Genomic DNA, 20,361 nt, shown 5'->3' on the forward strand with positions numbered 1-20,361 from the left:
TCTTACAAATATAGTTTACCAGTTTTCATTCTTTTTTTCAAGAAAAAGAGATTATTTTTTTGAAATGCTCCGTCTATTCTTTAAAAATAGTCTTCCTTTATGTCTGTTTACCTTTTCTGTGGTTCTATGGAACTAAAAAAATCCAGCACTCGTCTGGATTTTTTGCCTATAGCTTTTAAAGGTCCTCTTCATAAAAGCGACCAAGAATTTTTACATTATCAGAAATACTTACAAAAGCAGATGGATCAGATTCTTTCATCGCCGATTCCAAAGATGGTAATTCATAGCGTGTGACAACAGTTAAAAGTAATGTCTGCTTATCATGACGGTATGCACCTTCCGCTTCATGGATAATCGTGATCCCACGTCTCATTTTCTGCTGAATCCCATCGATCACGGCATCTGGATTCTTTGTAATGATCATAACTTGCATCTTCTTTTGTTTGGTATAAACTGCATCTGTCACTTTTCCGCTTACAAAAATCGACAAAGCACTGTAAAACATATATTGCCAACCAAACAAGTATCCTGCAACAAAAATGATCAAGCCGTTAAAGTACATCGAAATCGAACCCACAGAGCGACCCGTTTTCTTACGGATCGTAATACTAAAAATATCTAGACCACCTGAAGATAAGCCATTTTTCAATGCAAAACCAATACCAGACCCCATCACTGCTCCACCAAAAATCGCACAAATAATCGGATCATTAGAAAGAACGGTTTGAGGCACGATTTGCATAAAAATCGATGTTAAGGTCACGGTCAAAAAAGTAAAGACTGTAAATTTTTTCCCGATTTTACGCCAAGCAACAAAAAATAATGGAATGTTCAGCGCATATAAGGTAATCGAGACAGGGACTTTAAAACCTACGACTTTTGTTGATAAGGTCGTCAAAATCTGCGCTAATCCAGTAATCCCACTGGAATAAATATTACCTGGTTGATAAAAGAAGTTCATCGCAACGGATGCCAAGATCGCATAAACGATCGATACTGAAAGTTTTGTCGTGTAATCATGGACAGGTAAACTTTCGAAGAATTTTTTCATGTAGAAATAGCCTCACTTTACTTGATTCATTTGATTCTCATTATACGTGCTTTAGGGTAAGAAAAAAAGCACTATCGCTTAAATAGAAGAAAAGTATTGCGATTTTTTCATTTTAATTTGGCCGTTTCATCATCTTGCAATACGTTGCACATCAAAGAAGAGCGCTTACGGAACCTAGTCTCTTCAGTTATTATCGAATTGTACAAAACAATAATGAAATGAGGAATGATCATGCGACACATAGAATTAGAGCAATTTCCTGAAACATTTTAAACAATTCAAAAACAGCAGAGGATTAAGCCACTGCTGTTTGGTCACTATTAATATGAACGAAGTGTATTCAACATTTCTTTATAGCCTAAACTTCTAGCATAGTCTTCAGCTGTTCGTCCAGTGTTATCTTTCGATGTCTTATCGGCTCCACCTTCTAACAAAACTTTGACGATTTGTTGATAGATTTCAGATCCGTCTGTTAACGCAACTGCTTCAATCAACGCTGTATATCCATAATTATTTTGATGATCAATAGCAGCTCGACCATCTTTTAAAAGCAATTTCACATTTTCAAGATGACCTTTTTCAGCTGCTGGAATCAAAGCGTTCCCACCAAAGCGATTCACTTTTTGTTGATCTGGCACTTGTTTGTCCAGCATGTATGCTAAAATTTCTGTTTTTCCTTGGGCTCCAGCATAAAGATATGGACTATCTGAAATTTGATCTTGCACATTTATATCGGCGCCTGCATCGATCAGTTGTTTAGCAATGTCGATAAAGTTTTCATGGGTTGCAATCAGTAGTGGTGTTTCACCTTTATCATTCACTTCATCGATCAGGTAGTTCTTGTCTTGAAGTATTGTTCCTACTTTGGCAGCATCATTTTCTGTCACTGCTTGAATCAATGTCCCAGCTGGAAAGGTTTGATTGGCTTGTTGTGTGCTACTCGTTGAAACTGTTTCTGATTCATTTGTTTGACTTGTACTACTTTTTTCAGTTGTCATACTTGTACTCTCCTTTACCGATTGTTTTGTATCAGCTGTTTTAGGTTGGCACGCCGAAAAAAAAATTAAAGTAAAAAACAGGACTGATATCTTTTGGAATAGCATTTTAGTCATAGCGCTCCTCCTTTAACTACGTTTACAGTTAGTATAAAAGATAAATATAAACAAATTATAAACGTTGTCTACTAAATAGACTTTGTAACTATTATTTTCAGTGCTTATTTTCATTTTATCCAAAGACATGGCGAGTGATTATAAATAAACGAAATAAAAAAATGGGAGCAGTATTTTTACCCACTCTCCCATTTTTTATTTCGTCTATTGTTTAAAATACAACTCGACTTTTTGTGGCTCGTCAAGTCCAGCCTTTAATAGAATGATTTTTGTCTGAACATTTTTAAGTAAGTCTCCTTGATCGTTATACTCATTTTCCGAGTTTAAACTAATCGACCATTTAGCATTCTTACCATCGTTTAAAGCTAAGGCAGTGGTTCCAAATTGCTTGGCTTGCTCGAATGGATATTTTTCTACTTCCCCGTTCGCTTGGATCACAACTCCTGTTGCCCCGCTAGACGTTAAACTGGTCCTTCCATCTTTTGATACCCAAGAACCTGTCAAATTTGATAACACATAAGAATAGGCTATTTTTCGTCCACCATATGTGCCAATATATTGATGTAAGGCTTGGTCTTTTGAACGATACACCAAAACACAGGTTTCATTCGTTAGCCACGTTAGTTGATAATCCGTGACCTCCCCAACAGGTAGTTTTTCTTTTAAGCGTGCAACCACTAGATAATAATTATTGAAATAGTATAATGCATGATCATTACTTGTTTCCTTCACTAAAAAAAAACTGTTTTGCATCTGGTGAAAGGCTCATAATTGTTTTTTCTTTTGGCTTTACCAATCCAAAGAGGATACTTACTATGATAATCACCGCGATTTCAAGCCAAATTATCTGAATTTTTCTTTTCTTATCTAGGTCGATCAAGCATAGTAGCGTCAAGCCTAAAAACAAAAAGCTTCCTACTATCGCAGCGAAAAGAAGCCAATCACTAATCAAATCGAACCCTCTCGAAGAAATAACCATGAATCCACCTAAAAACAGCAAGCATAGAATCAGCAACATCAAAAAGATGATCCCGCTAATTTTTTTTATTGTTGTCTTACTCCTCATCTGCCTTTACCTCACGATCAAACACCCAATTTTCACCATTATCTTTTGAAATAAATTTCCCTTTTACTAAACCACCTCTGTAGTCACCAACTTCTCCTTGATTTAGCAAAAGTTCTAATTGATCCCCAGATTTAGCTGGCATTTCAGCCACTAAAAAAATAGCTTTATACTCTTCCGGCACCTGAATCGTCACAGCTTTCCAACTAGCTCCGCCATCTTTTGTGACTTGTACATTAGGTGCTGCTCCGAAAGATAAAAAGCCTGTATTTTCATCAACAAAACCACCAGCTTGAACCAATGATGTTTGATTGGTATTAGCCGTTTCTTCCCAAGTTTTCCCACCATCGTGTGTTAAATACGCTACTGTTCCTTCTTGACGAGCAACTCGACCACCAGAGTAAATCACATAGCCAAAATCTTTGCTTAAAAAATCGATCTTTCTAAAACGAATACTAGCATTTTCTTAGGAAATCTCATATCTTTGCCACCTTTTCCCTTGATCCACCGTTTGTATTAGCTTCAAACCTAGATCTTTATATAGAAATGACGTTTTTTCTTTTGTTAAAAAATAGCTGTTTTCCATCAACTCGTTATCATAAGAAGGCGTATATTCGCCAAATTGAATATTTTCTAAACGTTCAGGAACTTCTTCCCAATTCTCACCTGAGTCATAGGTAACATAGAGTGATTCCCCCTTGACTAATACATCCGTTTGCTTTTGACTAGCCATTTTTGGCGGTTCATTTTGCTCATGTAAATCGTTTTGTTCTGCTTCTTGCAGCCCTTTGATTTCCTTATTATATGTTTCAACACTTGTTGGTCTAAACACATAAAAGGACAATCCTACAAAAATGGTTAATACAACAACAGTCATCAAAAAGAGAATATGATTCTTATTTTTCAATTTCCCCACTTCTTTAACCAAATCTCCTATTTAAATTATAGAGGAACTATTCTTTTATTGAAAGGGCTATTTTCGCTTATGAGATAAGAAAAAAGCTTCCAATAAACGATGGTAGTTTATTGAAAGCACGTTATTCTCTGACTAAGTCAAGATTTATTCATCTATCGCAGTTACATCAATGTTCAATTCAAATAATTGTAACGGTGAAACCACACTTGGTGCACTTGTCATTGGATCAGCTGCTTTTCCGTTTTTAGGGAAAGCAATCACTTCACGAATATTGTTTTCACCCGCTAATAACATTACTAAACGGTCTAAACCTAATGCGATTCCACCGTGTGGAGGGAAGCCGTAGTCTAAAGCATCTAATAAGAAGCCAAACTGCTCTTGCGCTGATTCTTTCGTAAATCCTAGTGTTTCAAACATTTTTTCTTGTAAATCACGTTTGTGAATACGCAGCGAACCACCACCTAATTCATAACCGTTCAAGACGATATCATATGCTTCAGCATAGACTTTTGCTGGATCTGTCGAAAGTAATTCAATATCAGATTCTTTTGGTTGCGTGAATGGATGGTGAGCAGAAACGTATCGACCAGCTTCTTCATCATATTCAAATAATGGCCAATCAATAACCCATAGGAAATTAAATTTAGACTCATTGATCAACCCTAATTCTTTCCCTAAGCGAGAACGAACAGCGCCCAAAGCAGCCGCAACGATTTCTGGTTTGTCTGCACCAAACATCAAGATATCGCCAACCTCAGCATTTGTTGCTTTGATCAAGTCATCTGAAACCTCTGTTAAGAATTTTGCAATCGGTCCTTTTAGACCATCTTCTTCTACTTTTAACCAAGCAAGTCCTTTGGCACCAAATTGACTTACATAGGTACCTAGATTATCCATATCTTTTCTAGAATATTTATCTGCTGCGCCTTTAGCGTTCAACGCTTTAACATGTCCGCCATTTTCAAGCGCCATTTGGAAAACTTTGAAATCAACATCTTTGACCACATCAGCGATATCGATCAATTCCATATCGAAACGTGTATCTGGTTTGTCACTTCCATAACGTGACATCGCTTCATCATAGCTGATACGAGGGAATGGTAACGTCACTTCGATTCCTTTTGTTTCACGCATCACTTTCGCTAACATTTCTTCAGTCATTGTTTGAATTTCTTCTGGAGACAAGAAGGTTGTTTCTAAATCAACTTGGGTAAATTCTGGTTGACGGTCCCCACGTAGATCTTCATCACGGAAACAACGAACGATTTGATAATAACGATCGAAACCTGCATTCATCAATAATTGTTTAAAAATTTGTGGTGATTGTGGTAACGCGTAAAAATGACCTGCATGGACACGTGAAGGAACTAAGTAGTCACGCGCGCCTTCTGGTGTTGATTTACCAAAATAAGGTGTTTCGATATCGATAAAATCAGTATCATCTAAATAATGACGAATCGATTTTGTTACTTCATGACGTAATTTTAAGTTTGCAGTCATTTGTGGACGACGTAAATCTAAATAACGATATTTCATACGAATTTCATCGCCAACATTGTTTTCATCTTCAATTAAAAACGGTGGTGTTTTCGCTGTATTTAAAATCGTGATGTCTGTTGCCATCACTTCAAATTCACCAGTTTTCATTTTAGGGTTGATTGCTTCTTTGTCACGATAAGTTAGCTCACCAGTAATTTCGATTACATATTCACTACGGCATTTATCTGCAATTTCCCACGCCTCTTTTGAGTGGGCTGGATTGAAGACCACTTGCGCAATTCCTTCACGGTCACGTAAATCGATAAAAATAACGCCACCTAAGTCACGGCGCTTTTGCACCCACCCTTTTAAGGTAATTACTTGTCCTACTAAATCTGCAGAAACTTCTCCACAGTATACTGTTCTTTTTGCCATTGATTTTTGCTCCTCTTCATTTTTTACTTTTTATTGATCAAACATCACGGTCATCATTTCATCATAGACTTCATCGAATCTTTCATAAATATCTGATAGTGGAAATGCTTTTTCATTACGATTGGCCATTGATTTTACATTTACAACGCCTTCTGCTAATTCAGTTTCACCTAATGTCAATGCTAGTTTGGCGTTTAATTTAGCGGCTGTTTTAAATTGCGCTTTGGCTTTACGATCCATAAAATCACGATCAGCTGAAAAACCAAAATTACGAATCGCTTGAACTAGTTTTAGCGATGTAATATTTGTTTGCTCACCGATTCCAACTACATAAGCATCGATTTCATTGATTACAGGAACTGCAACCCCTTCTGCCTCCATTGTAATCAAAATACGCTCGATTCCCATCGCAAAACCAAAACCAGGAGTTGCAGGTCCTCCTAATTCTTCAACTAATCCATCATAACGCCCACCAGCACAAATCGTTGCTTGTGCGCCCATGCCAGGTGCTTCACTCATTACTTCAAAAATCGTATCTGTGTAATAGTCTAGCCCACGAACCATATTGCTATCCACTTCAAACGGGATATTCAATTCGTTTAGCATTGTTTTAACTGTTTCAAAATGTTCTTTTGATGCCTCGCTAAGATAATCTAAAATCGAGGGTGCCTCTGCTACGATCGCTTGGTCTTTTTTATCTTTACTATCTAATACACGCAATGGATTCTCGTGCAAACGACGTTTTGAATCCTCACTCAATTCAGCTGCTTTTGGTTCTAAATAATCAATCAACGCTTGACGATACGCCTTTCTTGTCGCTTTATCGCCTAAAGAGTTGATCACTAATCGAATTTGATTGATGCCTAATTGTTTGAAAAAGTCTAAAGCCATTGCCATACTTTCAACATCAACCGCTGGATCCACGCTACCGAAAGCTTCTGCTCCGATTTGATGGAATTGTCTCAAACGACCTGCTTGAGGACGTTCATAACGAAACATTGGTCCCATATAATAAGTTTTATATGGTTTCGCAAATTCAGGGCCAAATAATTTATTTTCAATAAAAGAACGAACGATTGGCGCTGTTCCCTCTGGACGTAAGGTTACATGACGATCCCCTTTATCGTAAAAGTCATACATTTCTTTTGACACGATATCTGTTGTATCTCCTACGCTGCGAGAAATGACTTCATAGTGTTCAAAAATCGGCGTACGGATTTCTTCATATTGGTAGTCTCGAAAAATCAAACGTGCTGTTTCTTCAACAAACTGCCATTTTTCGGAAGTTCCTGGTAATAAGTCATTGGTTCCTTTTGGTTTTTGATAACTCACATTCTTCATCTCCTATTTATTGTTCATTGTTTGTATTCTATTTTGGTAAAGTTTGATTGGTTTGAAGTAGCTTTAGAGCTGGTTGTAAGATTAGATTATAATTTTCCTTCGCTGATCATTGCTTTTTGTTTCGATTACGAGGTTTGGTGATTCCTAGTACGGAAACTTCTCTCACTTCGTTCGCCAAGTATTGTTCATCATCCACTCTGGCGGAGCCAGTCGTGGTGATTCACAACAAAAACTCGCCCTTGTATTAAATACAAGGGCGAGTGAATAGACACACGCGGTACCACCTAAGTTCGAAAGATTGCTCTTTCCTCCAACGATTAACGCTCGTAACGGAACGGCTTTTCCTCCGTTCATCTCCAGAATGTCTTTCGATCTTTCTAATGAAGTTGCTTTCAGCCATGGCAACTTTCTCTTCTACAGTTAGTTTGAAATCTACTCGTTCTTTCATCGATTTTTTTATAGTATCTATAAATTACTAGAGATTGGAAATAAAGTCAAGCAGAATTTCAACGAGCAGTTCATTAACTACCGTAACAAATAGCAACAATCATTATTTGCTACTCAGTGTCTGCCACACATTCAACGTGTCTCTCATCCCTTTAACATGATGAACTCGAACGATTTCTATACCTTTATTGACAGCAAATAATGAAGCGGCAATCGAGCCGAAGTCACGTGCTGTTGGGTCTGCTTCATTAGTCAATGCCGCAATCGTTCGTTTTCTTGATACGCCATACAACAACGGATAATCTTGATATCGAAAAGCTTCTGGATGTTTTAAGATCTCTATATTTTCTTCTTGTGATTTGCCAAAACCAATTCCTGGATCAAAACAAATTCGCATTGAATCAATTCCCGCTTTTTGACAAAGTTCTATTTTTTCTTGATAAAACTGTTGAATATCGTCAGCTACTGATAATTCAGTACGTCTTGGACGTGAATGCATGATGATCACACCACAATCAGGATATTTTTGTGCGATCTCAATCATACCATTCGTATCCAACCCTTTGATATCATTGATGATATTCGCTCCTGCTGCTAATGCTGCATCGGCAACTTCTGGAAAATACGTATCGATTGAAATCGGTTTGTCTGTTTTTTTTCTGACTGCTCGTATGATCGGCAAGATTCTTTCCTTTTCTTCTTTCGCTGAAATCTCTTGATAATTTGGACGTGTAGATTGGCCACCAATGTCAATGATATCAACATTTGCTGCCAACATTTCTTCACAGTGAGCCATTGCTTTAGCTAGTTCATTAAATTGGCCGCCATCTGAAAATGAATCAGGTGTCACATTTAAGATTCCCATAATTTGGGGTTCTTTTTTAGTAAAGTATCCCTCTTTTATCATCTTTTCTGCTCCTTTAATTTTCCAACCAATTGCTTCAATGCCGATACTCTTGGACTTAGATCATTCCGTTGCGCTTTGGGTAACTGAGCAAGGGTTTTATGTTTTTCTGGTAGATAAAAAATTTTATCAAAGCCATAGCCCATTTCGCCTACTTCTTTTGTTGTCAATTCTCCTTTGAGCTCTTTTCCTGAAAGAAGATACTCACCATTTGGCCAAGCATAAACCAATACAGCATGTAAAATTATTGCTCGTGATACTGTATTTTGTTCGTCAAATAAACGAAAAAGCAGTCGATTTTTTTGGGTGTCTGTCATCTCAGATTTAAAAAATCGCGCTGTCTCAACGCCTAAGAGTTCAGGGAAAGCTTCAATTTCTAAGCCACCATCATCAGCTAATACCGGTTTTCCAAGTATTTCCGCATAAAATCGAGCCTTGATCAGTGCATTTTCAGCATATGTTTTACCAGTTTCTGCGATCTCACACTCTTTTTTCGTATAGTTGGTATATGAAACAAACTGAATCTGGTCCTGAGGATAGGCGGACTGCATTTCTTGTAGCTTGCCTTGGTTATTCGTACCGACAATGATTTTCATTCTACTCATTCCTTATGCCTTAATTGCTTTTAAAAAATCATTTTTACATTCTTTATCGGTTTTAAATACACCTTGATAATGAAAAGTTTTCGTTACGCTACTAGGTGATTTAACACCACGCATCGTCATACACATGTGTTCAGCCTCAATTGCTACAGCCACACCTTTAACAGGTACATGTTCAACTAATTTGTTTGCGATCATGATGGTTAGGTCTTCTTGTACACTTGGACGTTTGGCACAATTTTCTACCAAACGGGGCAACTTACTTAAACCTAAAACTTTGCTTGCATCAGGGATATAAGCAACATGGACTTTCCCATAAAACGGTAATAGATGATGCTCGCACATTGAATAAAATTGAATGTCTTTGACTAGTACCATATCGTCTTCATTCAGACTGTCAAATAATGCATAATCATCAAACTCTGGCGCTCTTAATGAAGAAAATACTTCCTTATACATTTTAGCTACTCGAGTTGGTGTATCTTTAACGCCTGCTCTATCGGGGTCTTCTCCAATTGCACTTAGGATTTGTTTTACTGCCTGCTCAATTACGGCTAATTGTTTTTCATCCATCTTCTTACCAACTTTCTTTACTAAGCCAAACTTCTGCTTGATTCCCTGTAGTTGCGATCAACTGATCAAACGATTTTCCTTGATATGTCTCTTCTGAGTAAACATCTTTTAATGGAACTAACACAAAGGATCGTTTAAGCATTTCTTTGTGTGGAATAGTTAAACGGTCTGTTGCTATTTTTTCACCATTCATCAATAAAATATCAATATCTAACGTCCGCGGTCCCCAATGGATCAAACGCTCTCTGCCTAATTTTTTTTCAATTGCCTGTGTTTTGTTTAATAATTGCAGAGGATCATAAGTTGTATTGATTTGAATTACAGCATTATAATAGTTTTCTTGAGGAACATCACCATATGGCAATGTTTCATAAAGTTTTGATTTTTTAATGACCTGAATCTCAGGTTCTTGATCCAATAATTTAACGGCTTTTTGCAACGTTTCTAAGCGATCACCTAAATTACTCCCTAAAGCTAAATAGCTAATTGTCATATGAAGTCTCTTTCCATTTCGATTTCGATATTATCAAATACTCCTGGCATTGGTACACTATATTTTCTAACACGAACAAGAGCACTTGTTAATTTTTTGCCATGTTCTGCTTCAATATCATCTAAAATTGCTGAAGCGACAGCTTCTATTAAGTTATAAGAATGAGTGGTTAACCGTTGCGCAATTTGATCATTCACTTCAGCATAACTAACGGTGTCATTCACATCATCTGTTTTGCCAGCTTGATCTAATGATAATCTTAATTCCACATCAACTTCCAACTGTTGGCCTAAAATTCGTTCTTCTGGTAAAACACCATTTTTAGTGTAAAACTTCATATTATTGATTCTGATTTTTCCCAATTTGCGCCCATCCTTCATCTGTTTCATTACTGATAAACTCAGTTGCCATTATTATACTATAGAAAAGCCAGAAAAATTTAGCTTTCTGCTTTTTAAGACATTTTGTTACCAAAATTCCAATAGTTAATGGAAATACGCCGCTTTATTTTAGTACAAATTGAATAAAAAAAGAAATGAAGCATTTTGCCTTCATTTCTTTTTTTAAACTTAATGATGATGCAACATATCATGGACAATATCGGCGCCTGATAAATCACTCTTATAATAGGTTGGCCAATTTTCCAATTCTTTCAATAGCGTATCCTGACTCTCATCTCCAAAATACAAATGAAAATGCTCAGCTTTCGTTGGCTTGATGTTATGATCACTAAATTGAATATGCTTTGGGGCACCGCTATTTTCATCAACCGTACTAAATAGATAGCGTACACCTTTTTTACCAGAATCGTAGGTCAAAATTTTATACCCATCATATTTGTACTCTGCTTTTTGAGATGTCTCACCTTTAACAATTTCAATTGTGTTTTCTTCGACAATGATTCTTTGCGTATCTGTCTTATAGCCTGTTGTATAATACTCTTTATACTCATCAAAACTTTTGTCTTTTTTCTCTTCCGCCTTATGTTTCAGTACTTCATCTAACGTTCCATCAAGTAAATAAGGATAAATCGATTGCCAATCACCAGACCAATCTTGCAAAGTTCTATTTTGAACGTCCTCTTCTTCAAACTCTCCGTCATGTGTGTGCTTATGTTGATGATCAGGCACTGATTCTTCTTTGGGAGTCTGACTGATTTCAGAATTCTTATTTGTTATTTCTTGATGCTTATTTTGAGTGCACCCACTAATCAGTATAGCCCCTAATAAAAAAATGCCTAATACTGTATATCTTTTTTTCTTTTCCGTTTTCATAGACGAATTCCCATTTTCATTTTATTGATTAAATCAACTTTATTTGATAGCTCCTTTCTGTTTTAGCCGAAACAAAACACAATGATTACGATTTAATCAAATCATTTTATATTACCTTTTAGAAAAAAATCAACAAATGTTAAGACTTCTTTATCATCTTAGTTATTATTTCCAGTATTGCTTTCGTTTTTAAATGGCTAAAAGATCCGTTAACTCAATCATCGCTTGTTCTATTCCTTCTAGCAGTTGTCTTGCTTCCTTTTCACGATTTATTTTAGCTGAAATAGTTAAAATCACTTCTTCCTCTAAAATACCATAATACAGACCAAAACCACTTTTGTTGACGGGACCAAAGCTAAACGATTCTAAAATGTTATAAGGAATCCCAGTAGTAGAGATAAAATCGTCACCTAAAATCTTAGGCACTTCTGCAGTAAAAGTAGTTGTCTCTGTTTTGGAACGCACTGTCATTTTTTGCAAGCCAAACAGATGGCGCTCCACACCTTTACCGTTTTGGCATTGAATAATACGATTAGAATGCGCCATTGCAGCTTCAAAGAATAATGCGACTAACGCTTCTTGGTTTTGTCGCTTATTTTTATTGTAAAAGGCTTCTACAAATTGCTTTTTCTCTTCGCTGATTGAACGAGCTGATTCCGTTCGTCCCTCATAATACATACGCATTGCAACTGGTTCATAAACCGATCTTAGCTTACCAAAAACTTTTTGCTGTGCGATTGCTAAGGCAATATGGAAAAAAGCATCTGGGCTGACTTTTGCTTGCTTCATTCGTTCTTTTCCTATAGCTGAAATGACTCGCTGTTTGATACTATACGAACCATTTTCTTGTTCCACGAGCTTGTGCGCCGCTTCTAAGCTATCGATCATTTGGCTCGTCAAAGTCCACTCCATTTTTTTAGCAAGGTCAGAAGAACATTTTGTAGTTATTTTCATAGCGGGATCATTAAATGATTCAACTATTTTAGTCAGTAAGTTCAAAGTTGGTACACCATCGATCGCAGTATGCTCCATATTAAAACCGATATGACCATTTTTAGTAATGACTGCTTGGGTTGTTTTTGACAGAAATTGATGGCTCGTATTCAATAAAACTTCGGTAATGCGCTCCTCTTTTGACTCATCTTTACCCTTTGAAAAGCTTAAAATAAACAAAGCAGCTTCAATTTGTTTCAGGTTCTGATGATTGAATTCCTCTTGTTTGAGTTGTTGATAAAGCACGTAAGAACTCTCTCTTTCAACTCCAGTTAGATAAGAAATCAACTCTTCTCCTTGTTTTGGGATTATCTCCAGTGATTGAATATAATTCAGATTTTCTTGTAATTGCTCCAAAGGATAGATTTCCCCTGATGCATCAGTGACATCTAAACGAAAATAAACGCCATTCACAAAAATCATGATGTAATTTTCAGTTGTTTGAGTTTCTCCTCTATACAAGTAATCCTGCTTATTTCCAGGTATTCGACAGCTTTTGAAAAAATTTAAGTAGAAAGACATATCTACATGTTGATTATTTTTGGTAAATTCGATCGGATATGTTCCGTCAGCTAAACTTAGATAAATTTTAGTCATTTGATAAATCAACTGAGCGGCTCGTGCTTCTTTTGATTTGATCATAATATTCCTCTTTGATAATCAATGCAAAATTTGTTTCACTTTGTAAAGGTCGACGACTTTCTAAATAACTTTTTTGCCATAACGGAGCTAACCAACTACCCGTGGTTTGTTCCATTTGTTCAACTAATTCTGTTTGTAACTGCGCTCCAACAGACGTACTAAAGATTGCCGCTTTTGTTTGAAAAGCTGCTAGCTCTTCTGCTGTGACTAGAGGGCTAATCCATTCGTTTAGTCTAGCTAAGGTTTCATAGAGTTCCGGTACAGGTAGTTTTTTTAATTTCGGTTGTAATTGTTCTTTGTATTTTTCCATTGTACACCTCAACAATCGCTTGATACTTCATTATACCAAGCATTTCTATCTTAATGTGACTTTCCTTATAACTTATAAAAAAAACATCATTCCCCCGTAAATACCTTCAGGAATGATGTTTCTATTATTTATCTTTTGTATCAATAATGATCGTGACTGGTCCATCGTTGATCAATGATACTTTCATATCAGCTCCAAATTCACCTGTCTCTACAGGGATCGCCAATTCTTTCAATTGTTTATTGAATTGCTCATATAAAGGAATTGCGACTTCTGGTCGAGCTGCTTCTATAAAGCTCGGTCGGTTGCCTTTTTTCGTATCTGCATACAAGGTGAATTGCGAAACGCTTAAAATACTCCCATTAATCTCTTGTAGACTTAGATTCATTTTGCCACCATTATCTTCAAATACACGAAGTTTACTGATTTTACGAACTAGATAAGCCACATCATCTATTGTATCTGATTCATGGATTCCCAATAAAATCATAAATCCTTGAGCGATTTTCCCAACGCTTTGTTGCTCGATCACCACTTCAGCTTGTGTTACACGCTGAATCACTGCTCTCATATTTATACCTCCTAGCCATTGGTACGACGGACATTATAAACGTCCGGTATATTTTTAATTTTATCCACGATTGTTTTTAAATGTGCTAGATTTTGGATTTTCACTGTGACGTGGATCATCGCCATTTTATTTTTAGTCGGCTTGGCTTCTACACTCACTAAATTTTTAGTCATTGAACTGATGACTTGTAAGACATCATTCAATAATCCACTGCGATTATAGCCGTAAATCTCTAAATCAGCATCATACTCTTTATTCGAATTATCAGTATCTTCCCATTCCACTTCAATCAAGCGTTGGGCGAGTTCTTCTTGATGTTGCACGTTAGGACAATCAGCTCTATGAATTGAAACCCCGCGGCCTTTTGTGATGTATCCAACGATTTCATCCCCAGGAACAGGATTACAACAACGACTGATACGAACAAGCAGATTTTCAACACCTTGAATCACGATACCGCCCTCATGACGAACTTTCATCTTATCGGATTCTTTTTTGACAGGTTGTGTCATTAATTCTTCTGCTTCTTGTTTTTGGCGTTCGATTTCTTGCTCTTTTCGCTCTTTTTCTGTTAAACGATTAAAGACCACTTGAGCACTGATTTCCCCATAACCGACAGCCGCATAAAGATCATCTTCTGTTTGGAAATTAAAACGATCTAGTGCTTCCGCCATTTTCGTTTTACTTAGAAATTCTTTTGGCGTAAAACCGTGTTCGATCAAGTACTTACTGATAGCGTCGTGACCTTTGATAATGTTGACTTCACGATCTTGAACTTTAAAGAATCGTTTGATTTTGTTCCGCGCCTTACTGGTCGCAACCATTTTCAACCAGTCACGACTTGGACCAAAAGAGTTTGGCGAGGTCAAAACTTCAATAATATCTCCATTTTTCAGTGTGTAATCCAATTGGACCATTTTTCCATTGACTTTGGCACCCGTTGTTTTGTTCCCGATTTCAGTATGCACACTATAAGCAAAGTCTAACGGACCAGAGCCTTTCGGCAATTCGGTCACTTCACCAGTTGGAGTGAAAACATAGACTTTATCGCTGAAAATATCGCCTTTAACACTTTCCATAAATTCAGAAGCATCGTAGCTTTCATCTTGCAGTTCCAGAATTTCACGGAACCAACTCAATTGTTTCGTATCATTATCTTCATCGACTTTTTCAGTCTTACCTTCCTTATAAGCCCAGTGAGCCGCAACCCCAAATTCAGCGATTTGATGCATTTCGTGAGTCCTGATTTGAACTTCTACAGGGTTGCCTTTTGGTCCGATAACGGTCGTATGGATCGATTGATACATATTAGCTTTTGGCATTGCAATATAGTCTTTAAAACGTCCAGGCATTGGTGTCCACTTTGTGTGAATCGCGCCTAAGACAGCATAACAATCTTTGATCGAATCAACGATTACACGGATTGCCAATAAATCATAAATTTCATTGAATTGTTTTTTCTGATCTTTCATTTTGCGATAAATCGAGTAAATATGTTTTGGACGTCCATAAATTTCAGCATAAATATCTAAATCTTCTGTCGCTAAACGAATGTCTTCCACAGCTTCTTCAACATAAGCTTCCCGTTCGTCTCTTTTACTTTGCATTAAATTAACGATTCGGTAATATTGATTTGGATTGATATAGCGTAGTGCGGTATCTTCCAATTCCCACTTGATCCGGCTGATCCCTAAACGATGGGCAAGCGGTGCATAGATTTCGATTGTTTCTTGTGCAATCCGACGCTGTTTATCTTCCCGCAAATGTTTTAATGTGCGCATATTGTGCAAGCGGTCAGCTAATTTCACCATAATCACACGTAAATCTTGCGCCATTGCTAACAACATTTTCCGGTGATTTTCAGCTAATTGTTCTTCGTGAGATTTATATTTTATTTTACCAAGTTTGGTCACACCATCCACTAACATCGCAACGTCAGCACCAAACTCATTTGCTAGATCTTCCAGTGTTACGTCAGTATCTTCTACTACATCATGTAAAAATCCTGTCGCAACAGTATGTGGATCCATCCGTAATTCAGCTAAAATTCCAGCCACTTGGATTGGATGGATAAAATAAGGTTCACCTGACTGTCTAACTTGACCCTCATGCGCTTTTTCTGCGTAATCGCAGGCTTTTTGAACAAACGCAACATGTTGAGGCGCCATATATTTTGACACGAGCTTAATGACTCCAGGTCCTGTCATAATCTCCTCTTTTGGCATGCTTCTCACTCCTTTTACTTTTGGGTCCGACCTTCAACTCTTAGTGCTTTAGCACTTAGAATTTGATGAGATCGAAACGTCAGTGTAGTGTCCTCTATCTCTACGTCGCTTCGCTTCCTAGAATAGAGGCACTCCTTTTACTTTTGAGTCCGTTATCTTTATTTATGTAAATAATCGATCTTTTAAAAAAAGAAAAGCACCACTTGAAACAGTAGCACTTCCAATCTCTTTTATTATACTAACATTTTTCTGGTTTTTCAATTCCTCAAATTTTAGCTCCATTTTGAAATCAACGGTAAAATCTCACGACCATTGCTAATACCGATATAAGATGCTCCTGCTTGAAAAAGAAGCTCGATTTCAAGTAACGTTGGTGCTTTTACATTAACTTGAAAGGTCATTTGTTTTCGTCGACCCGTTCGGAAAATACTCATATCATAAATCGCTTGTTCCATCGTTAAATTTAATCCTAATGAAATTGCATTGATTTTTAATTCTGCTAGATCCATCGTTAATCTTTGTTTTTGACTATCCGTCAAGTGGCTACTGTCTAAAAAGAATCCCAGAGCATTCCGCCCAAATGATAGTTGTTCTAAAGCTTGATAACTTTCATTGCCATAAATTTCTAGTTGATCAGGTGCCATTGTTACAAAAACATCTGCTGCCCCATCTCTATACAACTGTCCTGTTTCAAATGCCTTTTTAGCTAGCGTTCCACCGCCTAACGGAAAATCAACAAAGCTACCTACTTGGATCGTAGTTCCAGTTAATAACTGTTTTGCTCTTGCAACATTGTATGGTAAAACAAAAATAGAACGCACAGAAAACTCCTTCAGGAACAGGATTTCTTCTGTAAACCGTTGATCCGTAAGTTCCGGATCCATTAACATAATTGAAAGTCTTTGCAACTCTAACTCCATAAAGAACCCCCTAAACCTTACACTAATTCAAATTGATAACTAATAGCGCTCAACGCATATAATGGCGCTGTCTCTGTTCGTAAAATACGCGGTCCTAATCCACAAATAATACCGCCATGATTCTGAAATTCTGCTATTTCCACAGGAGCAAAGCCTCCCTCTGGACCAAAGATGATCAAAAGCGATTCGCCTTGTGTCAATTCGGAAAGCGCCGTTGCAAAAAGACTGCGTTCCCCAATTTTTGCAGACTCTTCGTAAGCGATCAACACTTTATCGTAACTAGAAAAACCATCGATCAACTCTTGCTCTTGTTCTAATAATACAACATCCGGCGCAAACTGACGATGTGATTGTTCAGCAGCTTCTATAGCAATTTTTTTCAAGCGTTCTGTTTTTTTAGCCAGCTTTTTGTGATCCCACTTAACAACGGATGCTTTAGCAGGAAACCCAATAAATTTATGACTGCCAAGCTCAGTTCCTTTTTGAACGACCCATTCCAGTTTATCTCCTTTAGGATAACCGCAAGCAATCGTAACATTAATAGGCAACTCTTTTTCAGCTTGTTCTTTACTAATTTCTTTTAAATAAACCGCTTCTTCGGTAATATCGGTTATTTCAGCAATGATTGCCAAACGGTCACTAAAAGCTAAAAACACTTGTTGTTTAGGTTCCATTCGCATCACTCGCACAATATGATGATAGTTTTCTCCTGTGATTAGATACTGTTCTTTGGCTTCATAAGGCTCAGTTAAAAAGTAGCGTTGCATCTTACTCTTCCTCTGTTTTCTTTAATATAATCGCATACCAATCCCCTTGTTGGAAAACTTGATCCACAAGAAAACCCTGTCCAGTCATTTTTTCAATGACCATTGCCTTTTTCTCATGAATTATTCCCGAAACGACCAAGGTACCGTCATTTTTCAATAAACGCCAAGCATCTTCGATCATCAAGGTAATGATATCTGCTAAAATATTGGCTACGATCACATCTGCTTCAATGGTTACTTCTTTAAGTAAGTCATTTGCCGAAACCTGAACATCACTGGCAATCGGATTCATGTCCATATTCTCTTTGGCCGCCGTCACAGCGACTTCATCTAGGTCGTAAGCATAGACATTTTTAGCCCCTAGATATTTACTAGCAATACTCAATACGCCTGATCCTGTTCCAACATCCAGTAAAGTTTCGCCACCACGTAATACTGTTTCTAATGCTTGTAATGTTAAGCGAGTTGTTGGATGCGTTCCTGTTCCAAATGCCATTCCTGGATCTAGTGTGATAATTTTTTCAAACTCATCTGGCGCTTCGTATTTTTCCCAGCTTGGCACAATCGTCAAAAAGCGGGTAACGCGTACTGGGTGATAATATTTTTTCCAAGCAGTAGCCCAATCACTTTCAGCTACTTCACTTACGGTTACATCATTTTTCCCAATGCTTAAACCAAATTCTGGTAAACGAGTAATGCTTTCTTTGATAAAAGGCAATATTTCCGGTAAAAAAGTTGTTTCAGGAAAATAAGCCATTACTAAAGCGCCATCTTTGATATGTGTGAATTGTTCTTTGTCTAGTAACTCTCCGTAAAGGTCACTTTGAAAATTTTCCACATCTAAAGAATCTTCGATGGCAACGCCACTGGCACCTGCCTCCATCATAATATTGGAAATTGCTTCAACCGCTTCACTAGCTGTTTCAACTTTTACTTCTGTCCACTTCATACGATCACCGCTTTCTAATAGCTTGGATAAGCGATATATGTGTCGCCATCGGCTTTTTGATATTGTTGTACAGCTTTTTCAAACGCTTCATCTGACCATTTCAGTTCAAATATTTCCTGATTTTCATCTGTTAAAAAATCTAACAAGTCACTTTGTCCTTCAGTTAGCACCTCATTTAAATAAGTAACAAAACCGTCTAATACAGATTGTTTGATGCCTTTTTTACCTTCATAAGGGATAACAGCTAAATAGTCGTCTTCATCTACTGAAGCTTTTTCAGGGTTATAAAATAAAACGCCATCCTCAAATTCAATGATTTCTTCTTCAGAAACAGTTCCTATTGCATCATCAATTTGTTCATGAGCAGTATTTTCAGCGAATAAACGGAAAACCACTTCGATTGAATGATTTCTGGTATTCCAGTCAAGTGCGACATCATATTCTGTAATATTTTTGGTAATTTGTTGATCTAAATAAGTTAACATTGTTTTTTTTTTCATTTGGTTTCTTCCTTCCAGCCAAAAGCCTTTTGATCGACATCACTTCTTCGTTGCTTAGAAATATAAGGATTCCCAGAAACAACATATCGTAACGGTAATTCTGTCCAAATCCCTTTATTCGGAATGCCAATTCTAGGCAGTGAGATAATTTGCTTGGGTGTTCTTCTTTTTTCAGGAACAATTCGTAAAGAGCTGTCAAAAATCGAGTCTCCATATAAGTCTCTATCAATACCTAACGCAGCTACCAATTTACCAGGTCCGTTTGACAACTCGATGCCGGTTCGTCCATTACGGTTTATTTGCATCTTATCGATACCTTCAACTGGCTCAAGAGCACGAATCATGACTCCTTGAGGTTTCCCTTTTTCTTGAGTCACCATATTTAAAATCAGATGGGTATGCATAGTATATAAATAAATCGTTCCAGGCTTTTCATACATCGCCTTTAAACGAGGAGTATCTCGCAACCCAAAACTATGGGCTGCTTCATCTTCTGGACCAAGATAAGCTTCTGTATCCACAATATAACCTGCAAGGGTACCCGCTGCTGTTTTGTGTTCTAAGTACATTCCCAATAAAAATTGAGCTATTTCTTCTGTTGATTTTGTATTAAAAACATTTATTGTCTCATTCATTATTTTTCACCACCTCCTATAATACACGATTCTAAGCCTATTATCCATCGAAAGAAGAAACGATTAGTTAGATAAAAGCTGATTTTTTCCTGTTTTGACTGGTAAATCAACGGACAATGCAAACGTACGTTCTTTGTGGTATAATGAATGGATAACGAA

22 protein-coding genes, 1 pseudogene and 1 other annotated feature are annotated in these 20,361 nt (G+C 37.1%); all 23 genes and pseudogenes read right to left on the reverse strand.

The features are described 5' to 3' along the window. Positions 1–175 precede the first annotated feature (175 nt). The gene (locus A5819_RS01560; protein WP_010764253.1) at positions 176–1,051 is read right to left on the reverse strand and encodes a YitT family protein; all 876 of its coding nucleotides are present in this window, start codon (positions 1,049–1,051) and stop codon (positions 176–178) included. Between the two features lie 320 nt (positions 1,052–1,371). After that, positions 1,372–2,163, reverse strand: coding sequence for an ankyrin repeat domain-containing protein (locus A5819_RS01565; protein ID WP_086280663.1), 792 nt, complete (start codon positions 2,161–2,163; stop codon positions 1,372–1,374). 204 nt (positions 2,164–2,367) lie between these two features. After that, complete coding sequence (locus A5819_RS19620; RefSeq protein WP_254907188.1) at positions 2,368–2,916, reverse strand: hypothetical protein; 549 nt, start codon at positions 2,914–2,916, stop codon at positions 2,368–2,370. Further along, complete coding sequence (locus A5819_RS19625; protein WP_254907189.1) at positions 2,879–3,115, reverse strand: hypothetical protein; 237 nt, start codon at positions 3,113–3,115, stop codon at positions 2,879–2,881. The genes A5819_RS19620 and A5819_RS19625 overlap by 38 nt, the downstream gene beginning before the upstream one ends. A 103-nt stretch (positions 3,116–3,218) precedes the next feature. Then, entirely contained in the window at positions 3,219–3,635 is a 417-nt protein-coding gene (locus A5819_RS19630; RefSeq protein WP_254907190.1) for an exo-alpha-sialidase, read from the reverse strand. A gap of 57 nt (positions 3,636–3,692) precedes the next feature. Beyond that, positions 3,693–4,133, reverse strand: a complete 441-nt coding sequence (locus tag A5819_RS19635) for a hypothetical protein (RefSeq protein WP_254907191.1) — start codon at positions 4,131–4,133, stop codon at positions 3,693–3,695. Positions 4,134–4,286: 153 nt separating this feature from the next. Beyond that, positions 4,287–6,056, reverse strand: coding sequence for an aspartate--tRNA ligase (gene aspS, locus A5819_RS01580; protein WP_086280660.1), 1,770 nt, complete (start codon positions 6,054–6,056; stop codon positions 4,287–4,289). 30 nt (positions 6,057–6,086) lie between these two features. Next, entirely contained in the window at positions 6,087–7,388 is a 1,302-nt protein-coding gene (hisS, locus tag A5819_RS01585) for a histidine--tRNA ligase (protein ID WP_086280659.1), read from the reverse strand. Between the two features lie 258 nt (positions 7,389–7,646). Further along, positions 7,647–7,854 (reverse strand) — a binding site (T-box leader). 93 nt (positions 7,855–7,947) lie between these two features. Beyond that, positions 7,948–8,751, reverse strand: coding sequence for a dihydropteroate synthase (folP, locus tag A5819_RS01595; RefSeq protein WP_086280654.1), 804 nt, complete (start codon positions 8,749–8,751; stop codon positions 7,948–7,950). After that, positions 8,748–9,344 (reverse strand): non-canonical purine NTP pyrophosphatase, encoded by a 597-nt coding sequence (locus tag A5819_RS01600; RefSeq protein WP_176271336.1) that lies wholly within the window; start codon positions 9,342–9,344, stop codon positions 8,748–8,750. The genes folP and A5819_RS01600 overlap by 4 nt, the downstream gene beginning before the upstream one ends. 12 nt (positions 9,345–9,356) lie before the next feature. Further along, entirely contained in the window at positions 9,357–9,923 is a 567-nt protein-coding gene (gene folE / locus A5819_RS01605) for a GTP cyclohydrolase I FolE (RefSeq protein WP_086280647.1), read from the reverse strand. 4 nt (positions 9,924–9,927) lie between these two features. Beyond that, the gene (gene folK / locus A5819_RS01610) at positions 9,928–10,416 is read right to left on the reverse strand and encodes a 2-amino-4-hydroxy-6-hydroxymethyldihydropteridine diphosphokinase (protein WP_086280645.1); all 489 of its coding nucleotides are present in this window, start codon (positions 10,414–10,416) and stop codon (positions 9,928–9,930) included. Then, positions 10,413–10,778, reverse strand: coding sequence for a dihydroneopterin aldolase (gene folB / locus A5819_RS01615; RefSeq protein ID WP_086280644.1), 366 nt, complete (start codon positions 10,776–10,778; stop codon positions 10,413–10,415). The genes folK and folB overlap by 4 nt, the downstream gene beginning before the upstream one ends. 207 nt (positions 10,779–10,985) lie before the next feature. Then, positions 10,986–11,690 carry a metal-binding protein ZinT gene (locus A5819_RS01620; RefSeq protein ID WP_086280642.1) on the reverse strand — a complete coding sequence of 235 codons (705 nt, stop codon included), beginning with the start codon at positions 11,688–11,690 and terminating at the stop codon, positions 10,986–10,988. 189 nt (positions 11,691–11,879) lie between these two features. After that, positions 11,880–13,325, reverse strand: a complete 1,446-nt coding sequence (locus A5819_RS01625; RefSeq protein ID WP_254907192.1) for a choline/carnitine O-acyltransferase — start codon at positions 13,323–13,325, stop codon at positions 11,880–11,882. Continuing rightward, positions 13,273–13,635, reverse strand: coding sequence for a choline/carnitine O-acyltransferase (locus A5819_RS19640; protein ID WP_254907193.1), 363 nt, complete (start codon positions 13,633–13,635; stop codon positions 13,273–13,275). The genes A5819_RS01625 and A5819_RS19640 overlap by 53 nt, the downstream gene beginning before the upstream one ends. 124 nt (positions 13,636–13,759) lie before the next feature. Then, on the reverse strand, positions 13,760–14,206 hold the full coding sequence (gene dtd, locus A5819_RS01630; protein ID WP_086280640.1) for a D-aminoacyl-tRNA deacylase: 447 nt from the start codon (positions 14,204–14,206) through the stop codon (positions 13,760–13,762). An 11-nt stretch (positions 14,207–14,217) separates the two neighbouring features. Beyond that, positions 14,218–16,431 (reverse strand): bifunctional (p)ppGpp synthetase/guanosine-3',5'-bis(diphosphate) 3'-pyrophosphohydrolase, encoded by a 2,214-nt coding sequence (locus tag A5819_RS01635; RefSeq protein WP_086280639.1) that lies wholly within the window; start codon positions 16,429–16,431, stop codon positions 14,218–14,220. A 272-nt stretch (positions 16,432–16,703) separates the two neighbouring features. Beyond that, positions 16,704–17,351, reverse strand: a complete 648-nt coding sequence (locus A5819_RS01640; RefSeq protein ID WP_086280634.1) for a deoxyribose-phosphate aldolase — start codon at positions 17,349–17,351, stop codon at positions 16,704–16,706. A gap of 17 nt (positions 17,352–17,368) precedes the next feature. Further along, on the reverse strand, positions 17,369–18,118 hold the full coding sequence (locus tag A5819_RS01645; RefSeq protein ID WP_086280631.1) for a 16S rRNA (uracil(1498)-N(3))-methyltransferase: 750 nt from the start codon (positions 18,116–18,118) through the stop codon (positions 17,369–17,371). Position 18,119: 1 nt separating this feature from the next. Next, a complete protein-coding gene (prmA, locus tag A5819_RS01650) occupies positions 18,120–19,067 on the reverse strand; it encodes a 50S ribosomal protein L11 methyltransferase (RefSeq protein ID WP_086280628.1) in 948 nt (315 codons plus the stop codon). A gap of 14 nt (positions 19,068–19,081) precedes the next feature. After that, a complete protein-coding gene (locus A5819_RS01655; protein WP_086280625.1) occupies positions 19,082–19,567 on the reverse strand; it encodes a DUF3013 family protein in 486 nt (161 codons plus the stop codon). Continuing rightward, a pseudogene (locus tag A5819_RS01660) lies at positions 19,503–20,202 on the reverse strand (DNA-3-methyladenine glycosylase). Before A5819_RS01660 ends, A5819_RS01655 begins: the two are co-directional and overlap by 65 nt. Positions 20,203–20,361 lie beyond the last annotated feature (159 nt).

The organism is Enterococcus sp. 7E2_DIV0204 (assembly GCF_002140855.1).
Lineage (GTDB): Bacteria > Bacillota > Bacilli > Lactobacillales > Enterococcaceae > Enterococcus_L > Enterococcus_L lemimoniae.